Annotated in this window: 14 protein-coding genes; 1 reads left to right on the forward strand and 13 read right to left on the reverse strand. The window is 69.9% G+C overall.

Annotation, left to right across the window (positions count from 1 at the left end):
- The first annotated feature begins 1 nt into the window (after position 1).
- Positions 2-1,489 carry an alpha/beta hydrolase gene (locus ACQPZP_RS03160; RefSeq protein WP_433476111.1) on the forward strand — a complete coding sequence of 496 codons (1,488 nt, stop codon included), beginning with the start codon at positions 2-4 and terminating at the stop codon, positions 1,487-1,489.
- Here ACQPZP_RS03160 and ACQPZP_RS03165 read toward each other — a convergent pair.
- The 13 genes from ACQPZP_RS03165 to ACQPZP_RS03225 all read right to left on the reverse strand — a co-directional run bounded on the left by ACQPZP_RS03165 (position 1,483) and on the right by ACQPZP_RS03225 (position 16,846).
- Positions 1,483-2,262: a maleylpyruvate isomerase family mycothiol-dependent enzyme gene (locus ACQPZP_RS03165; RefSeq protein ID WP_433476112.1), complete on the reverse strand. Its 780-nt coding sequence runs from the start codon at positions 2,260-2,262 to the stop codon at positions 1,483-1,485. The two genes, ACQPZP_RS03160 and ACQPZP_RS03165, sit on opposite strands and share 7 nt — an antisense overlap.
- Entirely contained in the window at positions 2,259-3,086 is an 828-nt protein-coding gene (locus ACQPZP_RS03170; RefSeq protein WP_433476113.1) for an NAD(P)H-binding protein, read from the reverse strand. Before ACQPZP_RS03170 ends, ACQPZP_RS03165 begins: the two co-directional genes overlap by 4 nt.
- A gap of 78 nt (positions 3,087-3,164) precedes the next feature.
- Positions 3,165-6,185 (reverse strand): right-handed parallel beta-helix repeat-containing protein, encoded by a 3,021-nt coding sequence (locus ACQPZP_RS03175; RefSeq protein WP_433476114.1) that lies wholly within the window; start codon positions 6,183-6,185, stop codon positions 3,165-3,167.
- A gap of 72 nt (positions 6,186-6,257) precedes the next feature.
- A complete protein-coding gene (locus tag ACQPZP_RS03180) occupies positions 6,258-6,875 on the reverse strand; it encodes an alpha-ketoglutarate-dependent dioxygenase AlkB (RefSeq protein WP_433476115.1) in 618 nt (205 codons plus the stop codon).
- Between the two features lie 63 nt (positions 6,876-6,938).
- Positions 6,939-8,873 (reverse strand): ABC1 kinase family protein, encoded by a 1,935-nt coding sequence (locus ACQPZP_RS03185; RefSeq protein ID WP_433476116.1) that lies wholly within the window; start codon positions 8,871-8,873, stop codon positions 6,939-6,941.
- A gap of 139 nt (positions 8,874-9,012) precedes the next feature.
- Positions 9,013-9,918: a helix-turn-helix domain-containing protein gene (locus tag ACQPZP_RS03190; protein WP_433476117.1), complete on the reverse strand. Its 906-nt coding sequence runs from the start codon at positions 9,916-9,918 to the stop codon at positions 9,013-9,015.
- Between the two features lie 155 nt (positions 9,919-10,073).
- A complete protein-coding gene (locus ACQPZP_RS03195; RefSeq protein WP_433476118.1) occupies positions 10,074-11,111 on the reverse strand; it encodes a helix-turn-helix domain-containing protein in 1,038 nt (345 codons plus the stop codon).
- 18 nt (positions 11,112-11,129) lie between these two features.
- Positions 11,130-11,771 carry a hypothetical protein gene (locus ACQPZP_RS03200; RefSeq protein WP_433476119.1) on the reverse strand — a complete coding sequence of 214 codons (642 nt, stop codon included), beginning with the start codon at positions 11,769-11,771 and terminating at the stop codon, positions 11,130-11,132.
- 85 nt (positions 11,772-11,856) lie between these two features.
- Entirely contained in the window at positions 11,857-12,354 is a 498-nt protein-coding gene (locus ACQPZP_RS03205) for a hypothetical protein (protein ID WP_433476120.1), read from the reverse strand.
- A 175-nt stretch (positions 12,355-12,529) separates the two neighbouring features.
- Positions 12,530-13,222 (reverse strand): glutamate ABC transporter substrate-binding protein, encoded by a 693-nt coding sequence (locus ACQPZP_RS03210; RefSeq protein ID WP_433476121.1) that lies wholly within the window; start codon positions 13,220-13,222, stop codon positions 12,530-12,532.
- 171 nt (positions 13,223-13,393) lie between these two features.
- Positions 13,394-13,969 (reverse strand): hypothetical protein, encoded by a 576-nt coding sequence (locus ACQPZP_RS03215; RefSeq protein WP_433476122.1) that lies wholly within the window; start codon positions 13,967-13,969, stop codon positions 13,394-13,396.
- 64 nt (positions 13,970-14,033) lie between these two features.
- Entirely contained in the window at positions 14,034-15,074 is a 1,041-nt protein-coding gene (locus ACQPZP_RS03220; RefSeq protein WP_433476123.1) for an MBL fold metallo-hydrolase, read from the reverse strand.
- 2 nt (positions 15,075-15,076) lie between these two features.
- The gene (locus ACQPZP_RS03225) at positions 15,077-16,846 is read right to left on the reverse strand and encodes an FtsX-like permease family protein (RefSeq protein ID WP_433476124.1); all 1,770 of its coding nucleotides are present in this window, start codon (positions 16,844-16,846) and stop codon (positions 15,077-15,079) included.
- Between the last annotated feature and the right edge of the window lie 5 nt (positions 16,847-16,851).

The following is a 16,851-nucleotide window of genomic DNA, read 5'->3' on the forward strand; positions in this document are numbered from 1 at the left end:
CATGCTGCGCGAACACAGGCTCGCCCTTCTGGGCGCGGCCGCGGCCGGGGTGGTGGCGCTGGCCGGCGCCGCCGTCCCGGTACGGCCGAGCCTCGCCGCCGCGTCCCCCGTGGCGTCCACGATCGACTGGCACGCCTGCGGTGACGACGGCAAGGCCGAATGCGCGACCCTGCGGCTGCCGATCGACTGGGCCCGGCCGGACGGCCCCACGTTCGGCCTGGCCATCGCCCGTCGCAAGGCCCTGGACCCGGGTGCCCGCGTCGGCACGCTCGTGTTCGGGCCGGGCGGCCCCGGCGACTCCGGCGTCCAGCGCGTCATCAAGCTGGAGGGCGGCATCGACCGCTTCAGCGACCGGCTCCGCGAGCGCTTCGACATCGTCAGCTTCGATCCGCGCGGGATCGGCGCAAGCCACCCGGTGACCTGCTCGGCCGACCTCGTGAAGGCCGGCCCGTCCCCGATGATCAAGAGTGCGGAGCAGTTCCAGGCGACCCTCGTTCACAACGCGCGGCTGCGGGCCGACTGCCGCGAACGCACCGGGCCGCTCTACGACCACGCGGACACGCTCAGCACCGTCCGGGACGTGGACGCGATCCGGGCGGCCCTCGGTGAGCAGAAACTGACCTTCCACGGCAGCTCGTACGGCACGCTCCTGGGCGAGATGTACGCCGAGACTTATCCGAAGAGGGTCCGTGCGATGGTCCTGGAGAGCGTCGACGACCACAGCGTCCCCGACGCCCGGCGGTTCCTGACGTCCGAACTCGCGGCCGCCCAGGACTCGTTCGACCAGTTCGTCGCCTGGTGCGGACGGACATCGGACTGCGCCCTGCACGGCAAGGACGTCCGCGCCATCTGGCGCGACCTGCGGGCCCGCGCCGCCCGTGGTGAACTGCCCGACCCGTCCGAGCCGGGCACAGCGCTGCCGGAGTTCAACCTGGTGCTGATGACCTACAAGGGCTTCTACGGTCCCGACTGGGCGGGCCTGGCCAAGAACCTGGCCGCCCTGAACGCGTCCGGCCCCCTCGAAACGTCACCGCGGCCGTCGGCGGCACCGGCCTCTGCAGAGACCGTCAACGACACGTTCACCGCCCAGTTCTGCTCCGACTGGAGCCTCCCCGTCCGCGACTACCGGGAGTACGCGCAGCTCATGCGGCGGACGGAGAAGGTCGCCCCTGACATGACGTTCGCGCGTCCCGTCGTGGCGATCTCCGCGTGCCTCGGCTGGCCGCAGCCCGTCCGCAACCCGCAGCACCGCCTGGACGTCCGCGGCAGCGCGCCGATCCTGCTGTCGAACGCCGTCCACGACCCCGCCACGCCCTACGCCTGGGCGCAGAACGTCACCCGCCAGCTCGGGCGGACCGGACGCCTCCTCACCTATGAGGGCGCGGGCCACGGCAGCTACGGCCGGGGCCCCTGCATGCAGGACACGATCGACGCCTACCTGATCTCCCTGAAGCTCCCGCCGCGCGGCAAGACCTGCCCGGCTCAGTAGAGGAAGGGGAGCTCGACGCCGTCGGCGCCCGTCAGGCCGGTGCCGGGGGAGCGTCCCATCAGCCAGGCGAGGAGGGACGTGGCAGGGCCTGTGACCAGAAGGTCGCCGTGCCCGTGCTCTTCGCCGGTGTCGGTGGCGCGCAGCCGGAGGTCCGGGGCGTCGTCGCGGCGGGCGTAGGACGCCGTGACGCTCGCCAGCATCCGGGTGGTGAAGGCGGCGGGCCAGTCGCGGGGTGTGAAACCGGCGTCCAGGTCGACGTGATGGACGAGCACCTCGGTGAGGCGGGCGTCGGCGGCGCGGGCGGCCGGGTGGCGGGCGCCCGTCGTCCACTGGACGGTCCGCTCCCAAGCCTCGTCCGGCATGAGCGCGTAGGCGTCGGTGAACCTGGCGGCGCTGTCCCGGACGTCCGCCACGAGGGCGCCGGCCGGACGGCCCGCACCGTCCTCGATCTCGGCGGCGCGGGCCTCAAGGCTCCGGTACTCGTAGGATTCGATGCCGGTCCGGTTCCCGGAGCGGAGCTCCAGCGGAGCGTTGGGAGCCGGACCGGCAGGCCCTCCCGGGGGGTGTGGGGGGTCGTCCCCCCACAGGAGACTCGTGCGGGCCCATGTCAGCAGGCGGGTGCCGCCGTCGGCGTTGCGGGCGACGTGGGTGAGGACGTGGCCGCGCGTCCAGCCGGGCAGCAGCGACGGCGCGCGGGCGTCGGCGTCGTCGAGCCGCGCGGCGGTGGCGAGCAGGCTCCGGGTCGCCGCCTCGATCTCCGCGAGCGGGGTCACGCGAAGGCGTCGGCGTGGGCCTCGGCCCACTGCCGGAAGGTCCGGGGCGGCCTCCCGGTGACGTCCTGGACGGTGGAGCGGACGACCGACTCGTCGAGCGAGCCGCCCACGTAGAAGTCGAAGAACGCGTCGACGTACTCGACCGGCATCTGCTTGCTCATCTCGGCGTGAGCCTCGTCGTCCGGCTGCGCCTCGAAGCGCAGGTCACGGCCGAGGACGTCGGCCAGGACTGACACCTGGTCGGCCGGCCGGGTCGCTTCGGGGCCGGTCGGGTAGTAGATCTGGCCTGCGTGACCGTCCTCCAGCAGGGCCTTCGCCGCGACGGCGGCGATGTCGTGCGGGTCGACGGCGGCCGTGCGGACGTTCGCGAACGGCAGCCGCAGCGTGTCGCCGGCCTGGAGCTGCGGAAGCCAGCGAAGCGCGTTGGACATGAACGCCGTCGGGCGCAGGATCGTCCAGGGCAGGCCGGACTCGTGCACGGCCCGCTCGGTGACGATCATGTAGCGGCTGACCGCGTTGGTCATGTCACCACTGCCCGCCGAACCTCCCGAAAGCTGGACGATCCGCTCGACTCCGGCGCGGCGGGCCTCGGCCAGAACACCCGGCATATCGCGGTAACCGGGAAGCAGGAAGACGCCGTTCGTTCCGTCCAGCGCGGGCGCCAGCGATGCGGGGTCGTCCAGATCGCCCGTGACGTACTCGACGCCGGCCGCCTCCGAAGGCGGTGGCTTGCGCACCAGCGCCCGCACCGGTTCGCCGGACGCGGCGAGGATGGACACCAGTTCGGAGCCGATGTTCCCTGTGGAACCCGCAACCAAGATCATTAAAGTTTCCTCTGGTCAGGAGAGCGGAAGGCCGCCGCGGAGAAAACCCCGGTCGGGCGTACTTCACATCGGAGCCGGTCAGGCCACGCCGAAGCCGAAAGGCCGATCTTCAGGCCCTGTCCGACGCGGTGTGATGTCTTCGGGCGTGAGTGTGGCGAGTTGTTCGGTGGTGAGTTCGGTGCCGGTGCTGGCGAGTTGTTCGGTGCGGCGTGCGTGGGCGGTGACGGCGGCGCGGAAGAGTTTGTCGACTTCGCGTCCGTTGCCGACCCGGAACTCGTCGCGGTTGGCCTCCAGATAGGTGGCCAGGGCCTGTTGGGTGGGTTCGGGGACGCGGTAGTCGGCGGCTTTGGCCTTGCCCAGGAAGATCGAGACCAGGCCCTCAACCGGGTAGGGCTGGAAGTTCAGGGTGCGGGCGAACCGGGAGGCAAGGCCGGGGTTGGTGGCCAGGAACCCCTCCATCTCCGCGGTGTATCCGGCCGCGATGACGATGATCTCGTCGCGGTGGTCCTCCATCAGCTTGACCAGGGTGTCGATGGCCTCCTGCCCGAAGTCGTTGCCCGTTGCGGCCTGGCGGGACAGGGTGTAGGCCTCGTCGATGAACAGCACCCCGCCGCGGGCCCGCTCGAACACATCCGCGGTCTTTTGCGCGGTGTGCCCGATGTACTGCCCGACCAGATCGACCCGTGCCGCCTCGACGACCTGCCCCTGGGCCAGCACGCCCAGCGCGGTGAGCAGTTCGCCGTAGAGCCGGGCGACGGTGGTCTTGCCGGTGCCGGGCGGGCCGGCGAAGATCAGGTGCCCGGTGAAGGGTTCGGCCTCCAGCCCGGCCGCGCGGCGCCGCCGCGCCGAGGCGATCAGGTTCAGCAGGTCACGGATGTCGTTTTTGACCTCCTCCAGTCCGGTCATCGCGGCCAGGCGGGCCATCACGGTGTCGACCTGCCCGGCGTCGCGGGCCTCCCCGAACCGGGCCGCCAGACCACCGGTGTCGAGGTCCAGGTCCTCGGCCACCAGCTCCGACAGCTGTTGCGCCGAGGGCAGTTCCTCCATCTCGCCCAGCCGCTGGGCTTGGCGTTCGATCGCGGCCTCGAACACCTGCCGTGCGGCTCGCCCGTTGCCGAACGAGGCGTCCCGCTTCATTGCCGTGAAGTGCGCCAGGATCGCCTGGCGGGCGTCGTCGGCCAGCTGGTAGCCGTCGGTGTCGGCCTGGGCTTGGACGATCTGGACCAGTTCGGCGGGGGTGTAGTTCTCAAACTCCACCGTGCGGGAGATCCGGGAGGTCAGGCCGGGGTTGGCGGACAGGAACTCGCGCATTTCGGCGGAGTATCCGGCCGCGATGACCACGACTTCGTCGCGGTGGTCCTCCATCAGTTTGACCAGGGTGTCGATGGCCTCCTGCCCGAAATCGGTGCCGGTCGCCTTGCGGGACAGGGTGTAGGCCTCATCGATGAACAACACCCCGCCGCGGGCGCGGTCGAACGCCTCGGTGGTGCGCAGCGCGGTCCCGCCGATGTTCTCCGACACCAGATCGGCGCGACTGACCTCCACGACCTGACCCTGCTCGACCACGCCCAACGCCGCCAGGATCCCGCCGTACAGCCGCGCCACGGTGGTCTTGCCGGTCCCGGGCGGGCCGGCGAACACCATGTGCCGACCAATGGAGGGCCCGGGCGGCAGCCCGGCCAGCCGCCGCCGCTCAGCCACCTTCTGCAGATTGGTCAGCTTGCGGATCTCGCGTTTGACCCCGGCAAGGCCGACCATCGCCTCCAACTCGGCCAGCAGCACATCCGCCGACGCACCGCTCGGCGTTTCCACGCTGGGCGTCTGGCCCTCGGGCTGGGGCGGTGCCTGACTCGCCGGAGCCTCGGACGGCGTCTCGCTCTTGGGCTCGGCGGGCGCCGGCTTCGCGGACTGAGTGGTCGTGCCTGACCATTCGTAGTCGAACAGGTCCGGCTGCCCGTTGCGGACACTCGTCAGGTCGTCGATCTCCACGCTCGACCCGAGGCAGGTGAGGACGCCCCGGCCGTGGTTGTCCACCACCGTGCAGCGGCGGACGGTGAGCTCGGCCTCCGGTTCCACGCTCACGCCGGCGAGCTTGCTGCCGCTGACCGTCACCCCTTCCAGCAGGACGCGGGCGCCGCTGCCCAGCCCGACACCGACCTGCCCCGCGTCGGCGACCCGTCCCCGGACGACCGTGACGTTCGCCCGCTCGGTGAGGGAGAAACCGTTGCTGGCAGCGCCGACGACCTCGCAGTCCTCAAGGAGCGCGACACCCTTGTTGTCCACGACCACGCCGGTCCGCTGCGCCGACTCCATCTTGACCCGCCGGGCGGTCAGCGAGCCGCTGCTCGTGACCCACACCCCGTCGACCTTGGGGCGCACGATCCGGCAGTCCTCCGCGAGCATGATGCCCTTGTCCGCCACGACCAGGGACGTCTGGCCCGAGCTGTGGACCTCGCAATTGCGGATCGCCGCGTCCGCGCGGTCGTCGACCTTGATCCCGGCGCTGGCCGGATCGCTGATGGTGCACTGCTCGATCAGCGGCTTGGATCCCTCGGTCACCCAGATGCCGTGCCCGCCCGAGTCCCTGACCTTGCACGACCGGATGGTCACCGAACTGCCGCTGCGGATCGCCACCGCGTTGCCGCTCGTCCCGGTGACCGAGGTGCCCTCCATGACCCCGGCCGCGGCGCTGTACACGATCGCGCCGTCCTGGATCTGGCAGTCCCGGATCGCCAGCCGGGCGCCCTGCGCCGCCCGCACGGCGACGGAGTTCTTGGTCGTGAACTCGCACTGCTCCGCCAGGACGGTGCCTTCCGCGACCTCCAGAGCGAGGCCGTCGTCACTCCAGTTCCGGACGACGAGCCCCTGCAGCGTCACCTGACCGGTGACCTCGATCGTGGCGACGGTCCGGCCGTCCAGGGTGACCGAACCCGGCCCGCCCACGGCGGTCATGACGAAGTCGCCCGAACTCTTGAACCCCGTGTTCGGGTACGAGCCCGGCTCGATCAGGATGTGCCGCCCGGGCGGTGCATAAGGCGGCAGCGGCGCGTTGAGCGCTTCCAGTACCGTCCGATACGCCCCGGGGGAGGTCAGTGACACGACCAGACGATGCAACGGGCCTCCTCATGAATCACCGTTAATGGTGCCACGAGTTGGGGGGTTCGCGCTTTTTCAGCGGACCCCTCGCGGCCTGAACTGGATGCTGATCCGTGGGCCTTTGACACGGCTGCTCTTCGGGATCGCGTGCTCCCACGTCCGCTGGCAGCTCCCGCCCATCACGATGAGGTCGCCGTGGCCCAGCTCGTGCCGGACCGTCGCTCCGCCGCCGCGGGGGCGGAGCAGAAGGCTTCGAGGCGTGCCGACCGAGAGGATGGCCACCATCGTGTCGTGCGTGGCGCCGCGTCCGATGGTGTCGCCGTGCCACGCCACGCTGTCGCGGCCGTCCCGGTAGAGGCAGAGGCCGGCGGTGCGGAACGGTTCCCCGAGCTCGGACGCGTAGTGCTCGTCGAGCAGCGCCTTCGCCTCGTCCAGGACGGGGTCGGGCAGCTCCGCGTCCTCGTCGTAGAACGCCAGCAGGCGAGGGACGTCCACGACCCGTTCGTACATGCGGCGGCGTTCGGCACGCCAGGGGACGGACGTGAGGAGCCGCTCGAACAGCGCGTCGGCCGCGGGAATCCAGCCGGGCAGGACGTCGACCCAGGCGCCGCGTTCCAGCCGCGTGCGCCGCGCCGAACTCAGCGGCCGCGGACCGCTCTCGTCCGTGCGATCCAGCAGCGACCCTTGGAACATGCCCTCACTGTACCGGGCCGGTCAAACATGTGTTCGATCAAGCGCCGCAGTAGATCGGCCCGTTCAGCGGCGGAAGATCGGTGCTAGTACGCGGAGGGAGAGAACTGAGCAGATCACCAGGCCGCAGTAGCCGAAGAACTCGTAGAGGGTCACGTCCGCCGTCATGGCCGGGCCGCCCTTCAGGCCGAGCAGCATCACCGCCATCACCCCGGCCGTGGAGGCGAGGATGGTGAGCAGCACCTGCTGGAGGAGACCCGTGACCGTGCGCCGGTCGCCCTCGTCCGCGAAGAGCCGGATGTTCATGGTCAGGCGGCCGGCCTCCGCGGCGGCGGTGATGCGGTCCAGCCGGCGGGGGAGGCGGCGCAGCAGTGGCAGCAGGCTGAGCAGCTCGTCGTTCGCGGCCTGCTGGAGCGAGCCGGGCTGGAGCCGTTCCCGCAGGTAGCACTCTCCGAACGCCTGCGCCTCGGTGACGATGCCGAAGCCGGGTGCCAGCTCCGTCAGCCCGCCCTCCAGCGTCGCGAGCGCCCGGAACACGGCCGCGATCTCCGCCGGGACGGCGAGGTCGAACCGCGCGACGAGCCGGAACAGGTCGGTGAACATGGCCATGTCCGGGGTGGTGCCGGGGCCGAGATGGCGGGCCATGAAGGCGCCGAGCGCGCGGGCGAGGGCCTGCTCGTCCAGCTCGTCCGGGCGGGCCACGACCTCCAGGAACGCGTCCGTCACCGCGACGGCGTCGCCCCGGTTCATGGCGTGGAGCATGCGCTGGAGGCAGCCGCGGAGTTCGGTGTCGAGCCGTCCGACGGACCCGAAGTCGATCAGGCCGAGACGTCCGTCGTCCAGCAGCAGGATGTTGCCGGGGTGCGGATCGGCGTGGAAGACCCCGTCCAGGACGATCTGGCGCAGCACCGTGTCGAGGAGGGTGTGGGCGAGCTTCGTCCGGTCCATGCCCTGTGCGTCGATGCGTGGGCCGGCCTTGCCGAGCGGGACGCCGTCCAGGCGTTGCATGACGAGGACGCGGTTCGTGCACAGGTCGTCATACGGATGGGGGATGACGACGTCCGTGCTGCGGCCGGTCGCCGCCACCGACGCCATGTTCCTTGCCTCCACGCGGAAGTCGAGTTCCTCGCGCAGCGCGGTCGCGAACCCGTCCGCGAGCTCGACGACACCGAACGCCTTGGCCCATCCTGCTCGGTCGTGGAGCGTCCGGGCGAGGCGGCCGACGATGTCCAGGTCGCGTTCCACGACCGCGCGGATGCCCGGTCGCTGGATCTTGACCACGACGTCCTCGCCGGACGGGAGCGTGGCCCTGTGCACCTGTGCGATGGACGCGGCGGCGAGCGGAGTCCGGTCGAACGTGGCGAAGACGTCCAGCGGGTCGCCCAGCTCCTCCTTGATGACGCGCTCGATCTCCGGCCAGGGGACGGGTGTGGCGCGGTCCTGGAGCCGTCCCAGCTCCTGGACGAACTCGGCGGGCAGGACGTCCCGCCGGGTCGACAGGACCTGGCCGAGCTTGACGAACACGACGCCGCCCTGTTCGAGGGCGTGCGTGAACGAACGGGCCGTGTGGGTGCTCGGGCGGGCGCGTCCGCGCAGGTAGGGGCCGAGCCCGTGGCGGAGGAAGACGAACGTGATCCGCCAGTAGCGGCGGGTGCGCGCGATCCGCGACCGGACGCCGCCGAACCAGTACAGCGGCGACGGGACGGTACCGGTCGGGACGAACGCCTCCCACAGCACCAGGACGGTCATCGAGACCAGGAGCGCGCAGGCGAAGCCGAGGCAGATGAACCAGGGCAAGGGCGTCAGTTCCCGGCGCACCCCCATGTCACCGATCAGTGCGCTGATGATCGGGCTCGCGACCGCCTGCCCGGCCGCACCCGCCGTCGCCGTCCTGACCAGGGAGAACCGGACGTTGAGGAGTCTTCTCGCCCCGTACGCCATGACCCACGTGTTGATCGCCGTGCCCGTGATGAACGCGACGACCGTCGCCGTAGTACCCACTCCGCCACCGCCCGCAGCTCGCTTTTCCGTCGCGGGCGACGCTATGGAGCGCGGGGTCCGGTCTTCTTCCCGCTTGCGGGGGACTCGTTCGTCCTGACGGGGGACCGGTCGCCGGGGCCCGTTCGTGCCGGCGGGGGGTTCAGAACTCCGCGAGCAGGTCCTTGAGGAACGCGGTGGTCCGGGCGGGACGGGCCGCGCGGATCGCCAGCAGGTCCATGATCTTCTGGTAGCGGACGGCCTCCTGGCCCTCCGGGTAGCGGGCGCCGGTCAGCTGCTCCAGGTAGATCACGTCTTCCAGATCGTGTTCGGCGAACCGCACGATCGTGATCGGGCCGCCCAGCGCCAGATGGCCGCCCGCGGAGAACGGCAGGAGTTGCAGATTCACATTGCGCATGCCCTCAGACACGGCGATCAGGTGCTCGATCTGGCCCCGCATCGTCTCCGGCCCGCCGATCGGCCGCCGCAGCGCCGCCTCGTCGATCACCGCCCACAGCGTCGCGGCGCCGCTCCCGCGGTGGAGGATCTCCTGCCGTTTCATCCGCACCGTGAGGCGCCGTTCGAGCCCGTCATACGCGGCGTCATGGTGTTCGAGCCCGATGACGGCCCGCGCGTAGTCACGCGTCTGCAGCAGGCCGGGGACGTACTGCACCTCGTAGTTGCGGATCGTCGTCGCCGACTGTTCGAGCCCGAGGTACTGCTCGAACCAGCCGGGTATGACGTCGCCGTAGCTCTGCCACCAGCCGGGCTTCTTCGCTTCCTGGACGAGGTCGAGAAAGCTCTTGCGCTCGTCCTCGTCGTCCACGCCGTAGAGGGTGAGGAGTTCGAGGACGTCCCGCGCCTTGAAGCCGTGCCGCCCGAGTTCCAGCCTGCTCATCTTGGACGCCGAACCGCGGATGATCTCACCCGCCTGCGCCCTGCTTAAGCCCCTCTCCTCCCGCATGCGCCGTAACCGCGCCCCGATCTGCATGCGCAACGCGGTCGGACCCGTCTGCCGATTGTCAAGCACAAGATCTCCAGCGTCCCGTACGTTCGTCCCGGCAACCATCGGAGCGTCTCACAGGCAATGGCGGTTGCGCAGGAAACCTCCGGACAGATATATCTAACTGGTCTGCCGCGTTGTGCAAATCACATCTTCGTGTTAAATGCCTCGGCAGGATCGCTCCGTCCGGCGGGGCCGCAAGGGGACCTCGCGGGTGGGCCTCATCGCCGCGGAACCAGAAGGTCGAGGTCGGATCTCGGCACCCCGGCCCGCTCGGCCACCTGGTCGCGGCCGGTTCCGGCCTGGGCGACGATCTCGATGGCGCGGGTCAGCATGGTCGGCTGTTCCAGCGGCTTCGCCGGCCCCGGCTCCTGCCGCCGCCAGCCGCGGGAACTCATGGTGCTCATGGCGTTCCGGTATGCGGTCTCTTTCATAATGCCGAGCGTCCGGGCCCGGTAGAGCAGCGCCGACATACTGACGCGCCATCTCTCCTTTAGCGCGGTCAGCCGCTCCCAATCGGCGGTGGCCGGCAGTTCGCCGGCGATATCGTCCGCGGGCATGAGGAATTCCGCCGCGAAGCGGTGCGCCTGATCTTCGACGATCTTCTCTCCGGGCTCGGCGTCGGCGTGCATCACCAGGTGCCCCAGTTCGTGCGCGCCGTCGAACCGGTTGCGCCAGTAGTCGCCCTTCGCCGGGTTGAAGAAGACCATCGGCCGCGGGTGAACGCCCACGCTGAACGCGTCGACCCGCTCGGCCGCCTGGGGCAGCACCAGGACGAGCACTCCGTGCGTTTCGAGCAGCCGGACGACATGGGGGACGGGCCCGGGTTCGTCGAGCAGTGCCTTACGGGTGAGCCGGGCCGCCTCGACGGGACCGCTGCCGGCGATCTCGTCCGGCGAGACGGGGTATTCGGGCAGATCCACCTCGGGGAAGTCGACGAGATTCTCCAGGACGGCGACGACATCGGTGGCGATGCGCCCATAGGCGAGGGCCTGGTCGCGTTCGATCTGGCTGGTGGACCGCAATGAGCGGAAGTGGGCTCCGTCCATGGAGACAGGAGTGCGTGCGGTCCGGAAGAACTCGACGGGCACGCCCAGCGCGACGGCGAGGCGCCTGATGGTGAGCTCTTCGGGCTTCTGAACGCCCGCCTCGTACTGCCCGATCGCCTTCGGCGTCGTCCCCACGGCCTGCGCGAGCTGGTTCTTGCGCAATCCTCTGAGCCGCCGGGCAAGCGTCAGCCGCTCGCAGTCGAACAGCACCCTGCCCCACCCTTGTCGCTAGGCCGTCTTCCTCTCCTCGCGGAGCCGCATGGGGACGTCTTCCTGCTCGTCCTCCCAGAGCGGCATCGTCCGCTCGACGAGCTTACGACGTGGATCGGGGCCGATGGTGTCGTCCACGGCTTTGACCCAGTGCCAGGCCGTCCCGCCGTCCGCGTTCCACCTGGCCCGGCCCAGGAAGAGCTCCATTTCCAGCGGTGCCTCGGTGGCGCTGTGCGCGAGGACGAGGGTCACGGCCCCGGGCGTGTCGTGCCCCTCGATGCCCAGCGGGAGGCTGAGTTGGGGGTCGTCGATGTAGCTCTGCTGCGCCACGGCCTGCTTGGTGGGGCTGTCCCTGTCCCACCGGATTCCCCAGACGTTCCCGAACTCGTGCCGCTTCAGCAGGATGCGGTAGCGGCCGTACCGCCAGCCGGGCGACCCGTTCAGATCGTCCCGGACGACCTGGGGCTCGGCCTCGAAGACCCGGTCGATCTGCGTGGCCAGCACGTCGAACGCACTGACCCCGTATGACCGCTCCGTGAACCCGGCCGCGCGGCTCAATCCGCCGAACACGGCGAGCGTCGCCTCACGGTGGGCCTCCCGAAGGGCATGCAGGAAGCCCGCCGCCAGGAGTTCGTCCCAAGCAACCCTGTCCTCAGCCACGGTTCGACCATAGCCAGGGGCACCGACATTACGGGTCATGCCGGTTGCAGGGGCGGGCGGAGCGCGCCCGCCCCCGCGGGAGAGGTCAGGTGACCAGCGGCGTGCCGTGCAGGTCCCAGACCTTGTCACCGTCCCCGTCGTTGTTGATGTTGTAGATGACCGCGCCGTCCGCGCTCCAGCCGCCGTCGGCGGTCGAGGTGTAGGCGACCGAGCAGTACCAGTGGCTGCTGCTCGGCTCGCTGTTGATCGTGTCCGTGAAGTCGCACCATTCGTAGTCGTAGACGGTGTCGTTCCGCTCGATGCGGATCAGGACCTCGAACCCGTCGAACCGCTTACCGCCGAGGAACGACCCGTCCCACGAGACGTCGGCGTGGGCGACGCGCCGGTCGGCGCTGGTGTGGTGGATGCACAGTTCGATCCCGACCCAGACGTCGGGCTTGCCCGGCAGGGAGAAGGTCTTCTCGTTGTCGTAGCAGGCGGCGGTGGCCGCCTGGGCCGCGGAGCCGGTGACGAGGGCTCCGGTCGTCGCGAGCGTGGCGATACCGAGGGACGCGGCGATCGTGCGGAAACGTCGTGACCGCATGCTGAACCTTTCGGTCGGAGGGAGGCTCCGATCGGGGCCGAAAGATCACCGGTGAACGAGCGCCTTCAGAGTGAACCGGCCCAGCAGGTCACGCAATACTCAATCTTTCGACTCCCCTGAATGAGTAGACCGGATGCCCGACCCGGAAGGGAGGTGCCCGACCCGGAAGGGGTCGTCACTCTGTGCAGCCTTCGAACTGCGGAACGGATTCGACCAGTTGGATCCCGCTGTGCCCGAACCATTTCCGCAGCAGCCGGCCGGCCGTCCCGTCCTGGTACATCGTCGTGATGGCGCGGTTCACCCGCTCGCATCCCTCGATGTCGCCCTTTCGCATCCCCACCCCGTACTGCTCGTCCGTGAAAGGCGCGTTCAGGATCCGCAGATCCGGCGCCGCGAACCCGGCCAGGACCAGATCCCCGGTGGAAACGGCATCGACCGTCCCGCGACGCAGTTTCGCGACGCAGTCGCTGTAGGACGCCCCCGGGACGAGCTGCGCCGGAATGCTCAACCCGGTCACCACGCGTTCGGTCGACACCGATCCGCTGGCCTCGCACATCTTCCGTCCCGCCAGGTCGCGCACGCCCTTGATCCGCGTCTGGCCACGCCGCACCATGACGTCCTGGTGGGCGACGTAGTAGGGCCCGCCGAAGCTCACGAGCCTGGCCCGATCCGGCGTGATGGAGTACGACGCCAGGACGAGGTCCACGACGTGATCGTTGAGCTTCTGCTCCCGGTTGTCCGACCTCACCTCCTGGAAGGTGACCCGGGAGGCCCCGAGATGCCGGGCGATGTACGTCCCGACATCGACCTCGAATCCCCGGAGGATTCCGTCCTTCCTGAACCCGAGCCCTGGTTGGTCGGCCTTCACGCCGACGACGATGACGTCTTTGCCGTTGACCGAGGCCCTTGCGGTCGCACACGCGACAAGACCAAGAGCCAAAACTAAGAGAACGAAAATGGCACGCACAACCTCATGGCTAGCGGTGGAAACCGTCCGTCAGATGAACGCACGACAGCCACGCAATGCCGGCAGATGAACCTATCGACGCTTCTCCGGGGCGCCGATGGCGACGAGCCGCACTTCCCAAAGCCGCGGCTCGGGTCCGATCCGCCCTTCCCGCACCCAGAGGGCGTGGATGGTCAGCAGCACGAGCTTCCGGGCACCGAGGAACAGCAGAACGGCCAACGGCAACTCACCGAGCAGCGCCGTGAGGACGCTCAGAACGAACTCGCCCGACCCCCACGAGAGCCAAACGTCGAACCAGGCGTCGCACACGAGCAACGTCCCACTGACGACCTGCCCGAAAATGGCGATCTGCAGCCGCTTCCAAACGGCGAACGCGGTGGCGCCGATCGCCAGCGTCAACGCGACATCGAACCCGATCCAGGCGACGGCCCACTGCCCCGCCGTGAAATGCTGCGGCAGTGTGAACGCCAGCACGACCGTCCAGGGCACGAGCCAGGCACAGCAGCCCACCAGCAATGCCAGCGCGAGCCAGCGCCGCCGCCGATATTGAGGCTCCTCAAGAGGATCCGCATCCCCGGCCGCGATCAACGCTCGCAGCAACGTGGCCCGCTCGTCCTTCGAGAGCCCCCGGACCTCTTCAGGCGTCAACACCCCGGCTCACCTCCTCCGCAATCCCCTCGCCGCCACCCTAAGGAACCCCGCATCCGGCGTGTTAGCGCCGGCTGGGGGCGAGGAGGGAGCGGACCAGGCGGTGGCGGGAGAATTCCCCAAATGAGGTCAGGCGGGCCAGTTCGTCAGGGATGAGGCGTTCCCAGCTGGGACGTTGCTCCCAGGGGAAAGCCTCGGCGACGGCGCGGTTGAAGGAGAGACCTCGGTCGCGGGCGTCCTGGGCCCGTTCGGCCAGTCCTCGCAGGAAGCGGAGCTTGTTCTCCAAGATGTGACGCGGGTCCTCACGCACGACGACGCCAGGGATGTCCGGTACGTCGCGCCGGAGCGTGTGGACCCGCCCGTGTCCCTCGACCATGAGATCGAAGTCCAGGGTCAGCAGTTGCTCCAGGGTGGCCAGCCAGGCCGTCCCGTCGGTCTCCGCGTTGGAGGCCGAGAAGTAGGTGTCGATAAAGGTGTCGCCGACCAACAGGATCCGCTCCTGGCGGTCGTAGAGGACGACGTGGTCGCTACTGTGCCCGGGCGCAGGGATGACCTCCAACCGGCCACCGGGAAAGTCGATGGCTTCACTGCCGTCGTGGACGGTACCGGTGACAGGCGCAGGGGTCCCGAAGGCGAAGGCGCGAATGATCGGAAGCCGGGTCGGCGCGCGGAGTTGTCCGGCGACCGAGCCGGGGAGATGGAGGGAGGCTTGACAGTGGTCCGCCGCCCAGCGCAGGTTCCCCGTGTGCTCCTCGTGCGCATGGGTCGCGGTCACCGCTGTGACGGGCCGTGAAGGGCGCGCCGCCAGATGGGACCGCAGTGACCCGCGCATCCTGACCGAGCCGGGATCGACGAGGACACCGCGGTACCAGACCGCGGCGAACCGCTCGCCGAACAGCAGAGGGACGAGGTCCGCCGTCGCGGCGCCCAGAAACCACAGTTCGAGGCGGTCGTCGAGGATCGTGAACCGCCGCCGATAGGTCCTGAGGTAATCGTGCACGTGGTGGACATGCTCACCGGCCGCCGCGGCGGCTGAGCGGGGCAACCACCGGAACATTCCGAGTGTGTAGCCGGACCAGAACCCGAACGCACGTTGTTTGAACACGTTCAAACAGTAGCGCTGAGGGTGCGCGCCACGGAACGGCGGGCCGCGATACGCGCGGGCAGGGCTGTGAGCGCCGCCGTCACCAGCAGCGACACGAGCACCGCGGTGAACAGCCACCAGGCGGGCGGCATGATCGCATCTCCGGACAGGACGATCCCCACGGGGACGCCGATGACGGCGCCGGGCACGGTGGGCAGAAGCTGCGCGGCGGACAGTCCGGCCGTTATCTGCCCGGGGGTGGCGCCGAGGGTGCGCGCGATGGCCATGGTCGGGCGGGTTTCCAGCGCGGTGGTCCAGGTGATCGTGATGATGTTCACCGAGGCGAGCGCGGCCAGCGCGAAAGTGACGGCCAGCAGTACGTGGCGTCCTAGCTCGATCTGCACATTGCCCAGGTCCGAAGAGCCCAGGCCGTAGTTGTGAACGGGCTGGGCGTAGAACGTCAGCAGGGCCGTGGCGCCGATCATCGAGACCGCGATGCTGCACGCGTGCAGGACCGCGCGCCCGGGGCGGCGGGCGATCAGGCGCAGCCCGAGCAGCAGCGGGGTCGGCAGCAACGCCGACACCCTGTTCAGCCGGGCCCGGCGCCTTGGGAGGCGGGCGGTGTCGGCCAGCGCGGCGACGGTCTCGGTACGCAGGGCCCGCACGGTCGGTCCGAGGGTGGTCAGGACCGCTACGGCCAGGGCGACGACGATCGTGAGGAAGACGGTGTCGCCGCTCGGGCCGGTGGCACTGGTGAGGAGGCTCGCGGTGGGATTGACGACCAAGGGCTCGGTAAGCCGTGCGATCGTCAGGCCCAGCGCGTCGGCGAGCAACGCCAGGATCAGGTATTCGGCGAACAGGACGGCGGCGATGAGGCCTGGGGCGGCACCGACGGCCTTGAGCAGCCCGACACGGCGGGTCTGCTTGGCGGCACGTCCCGCGGCCAGCGTGGCCACACCGCCGATGGACAGGAAGCCGAGCAGCCAGCTGCCGATGACCAGGACCGGCTGGCTCTGCCTGAGTATGACCTTGTCCTGCGCGGCCATGAACTGCCAGGTGAAGAAGTTCGTCGGGTACTGGTCGCTGTAGGGACGGCGAGAGACCACGAACTCCTGAGCGGCGGCGGGGTCCCGCAACTTCAGGTAGAGGAGCGAGGTCACCGGAACGTCGGCGGCCACCAGCGCCCGGGTGTCGGTCTTGCTCACCCAGACCAGACCGGTGGCGTCGTCCGGGCCGCCGCCCGGGCCGTTCATCGCCGCCCACGGGTAGACGGTGTGCGCCGCGGTCACGGCGATCCCGACGACGGGACGCGAGTGGCCCGCGAGGGTGACGCGGTCACCGACCCGAACCCCCAGGGCGGAGGCGAAGCCGCGTTCGAGCACCACCCCGCCGGGACGTACCCAAGTGCCCGAGGTGACCAGCGGGCGATCGATCGGCCCCGGCTTCGCGTCGGCGCCTTGCGCCACCGCGCGGGACGTGAGGCCGTGCGCCGTCAGCGTCGTGTAGTACTGGCGGTGCGGCCCGCTGTGGCCGGCGACCCCGGGAGCACGCTCCAAGGCCGCCATCGCCGAAGTCGCGGTCCGGCCGCTGTCAGGGGTGAGCGCCACCACGTCCGGTCCGGCCGTGGCCGCGCGGGTCTGCTGGTAGAGCGTGCCGGTCGCCCCGTTCAATGACATGCCCAGGGCCAAAGTGGCGGTGGCGGCGGTGATCGAGGCGATCAGCATCGCGGCCTGGGCGGGATGCCGGCGCACGTCGGCGGCAACGAGGCGGAACACCAGCAGGATGCGGCCCACGGCGT

The sequence above is a fragment of the Spirillospora sp. CA-142024 genome (assembly GCF_050942325.1).
GTDB lineage: Bacteria > Actinomycetota > Actinomycetes > Streptosporangiales > Streptosporangiaceae > Spirillospora.

Bases quoted from the DNA above. Each gene is read 5' to 3' on its own strand.
- ACQPZP_RS03160 (WP_433476111.1), top strand. From the start codon at position 2: ATGCTGCGCGAACACAGGCTCGCCCTTCTGGGCGCGGCCGCGGCCGGG.
- ACQPZP_RS03170 (WP_433476113.1), bottom strand. From the start codon at position 3,086: ATGATCTTGGTTGCGGGTTCCACAGGGAACATCGGCTCCGAACTGGTG.
- ACQPZP_RS03180 (WP_433476115.1), bottom strand. From the start codon at position 6,875: ATGTTCCAAGGGTCGCTGCTGGATCGCACGGACGAGAGCGGTCCGCGG.
- ACQPZP_RS03190 (WP_433476117.1), bottom strand. From the start codon at position 9,918: ATGGTTGCCGGGACGAACGTACGGGACGCTGGAGATCTTGTGCTTGAC.
- ACQPZP_RS03205 (WP_433476120.1), bottom strand. From the start codon at position 12,354: ATGCGGTCACGACGTTTCCGCACGATCGCCGCGTCCCTCGGTATCGCC.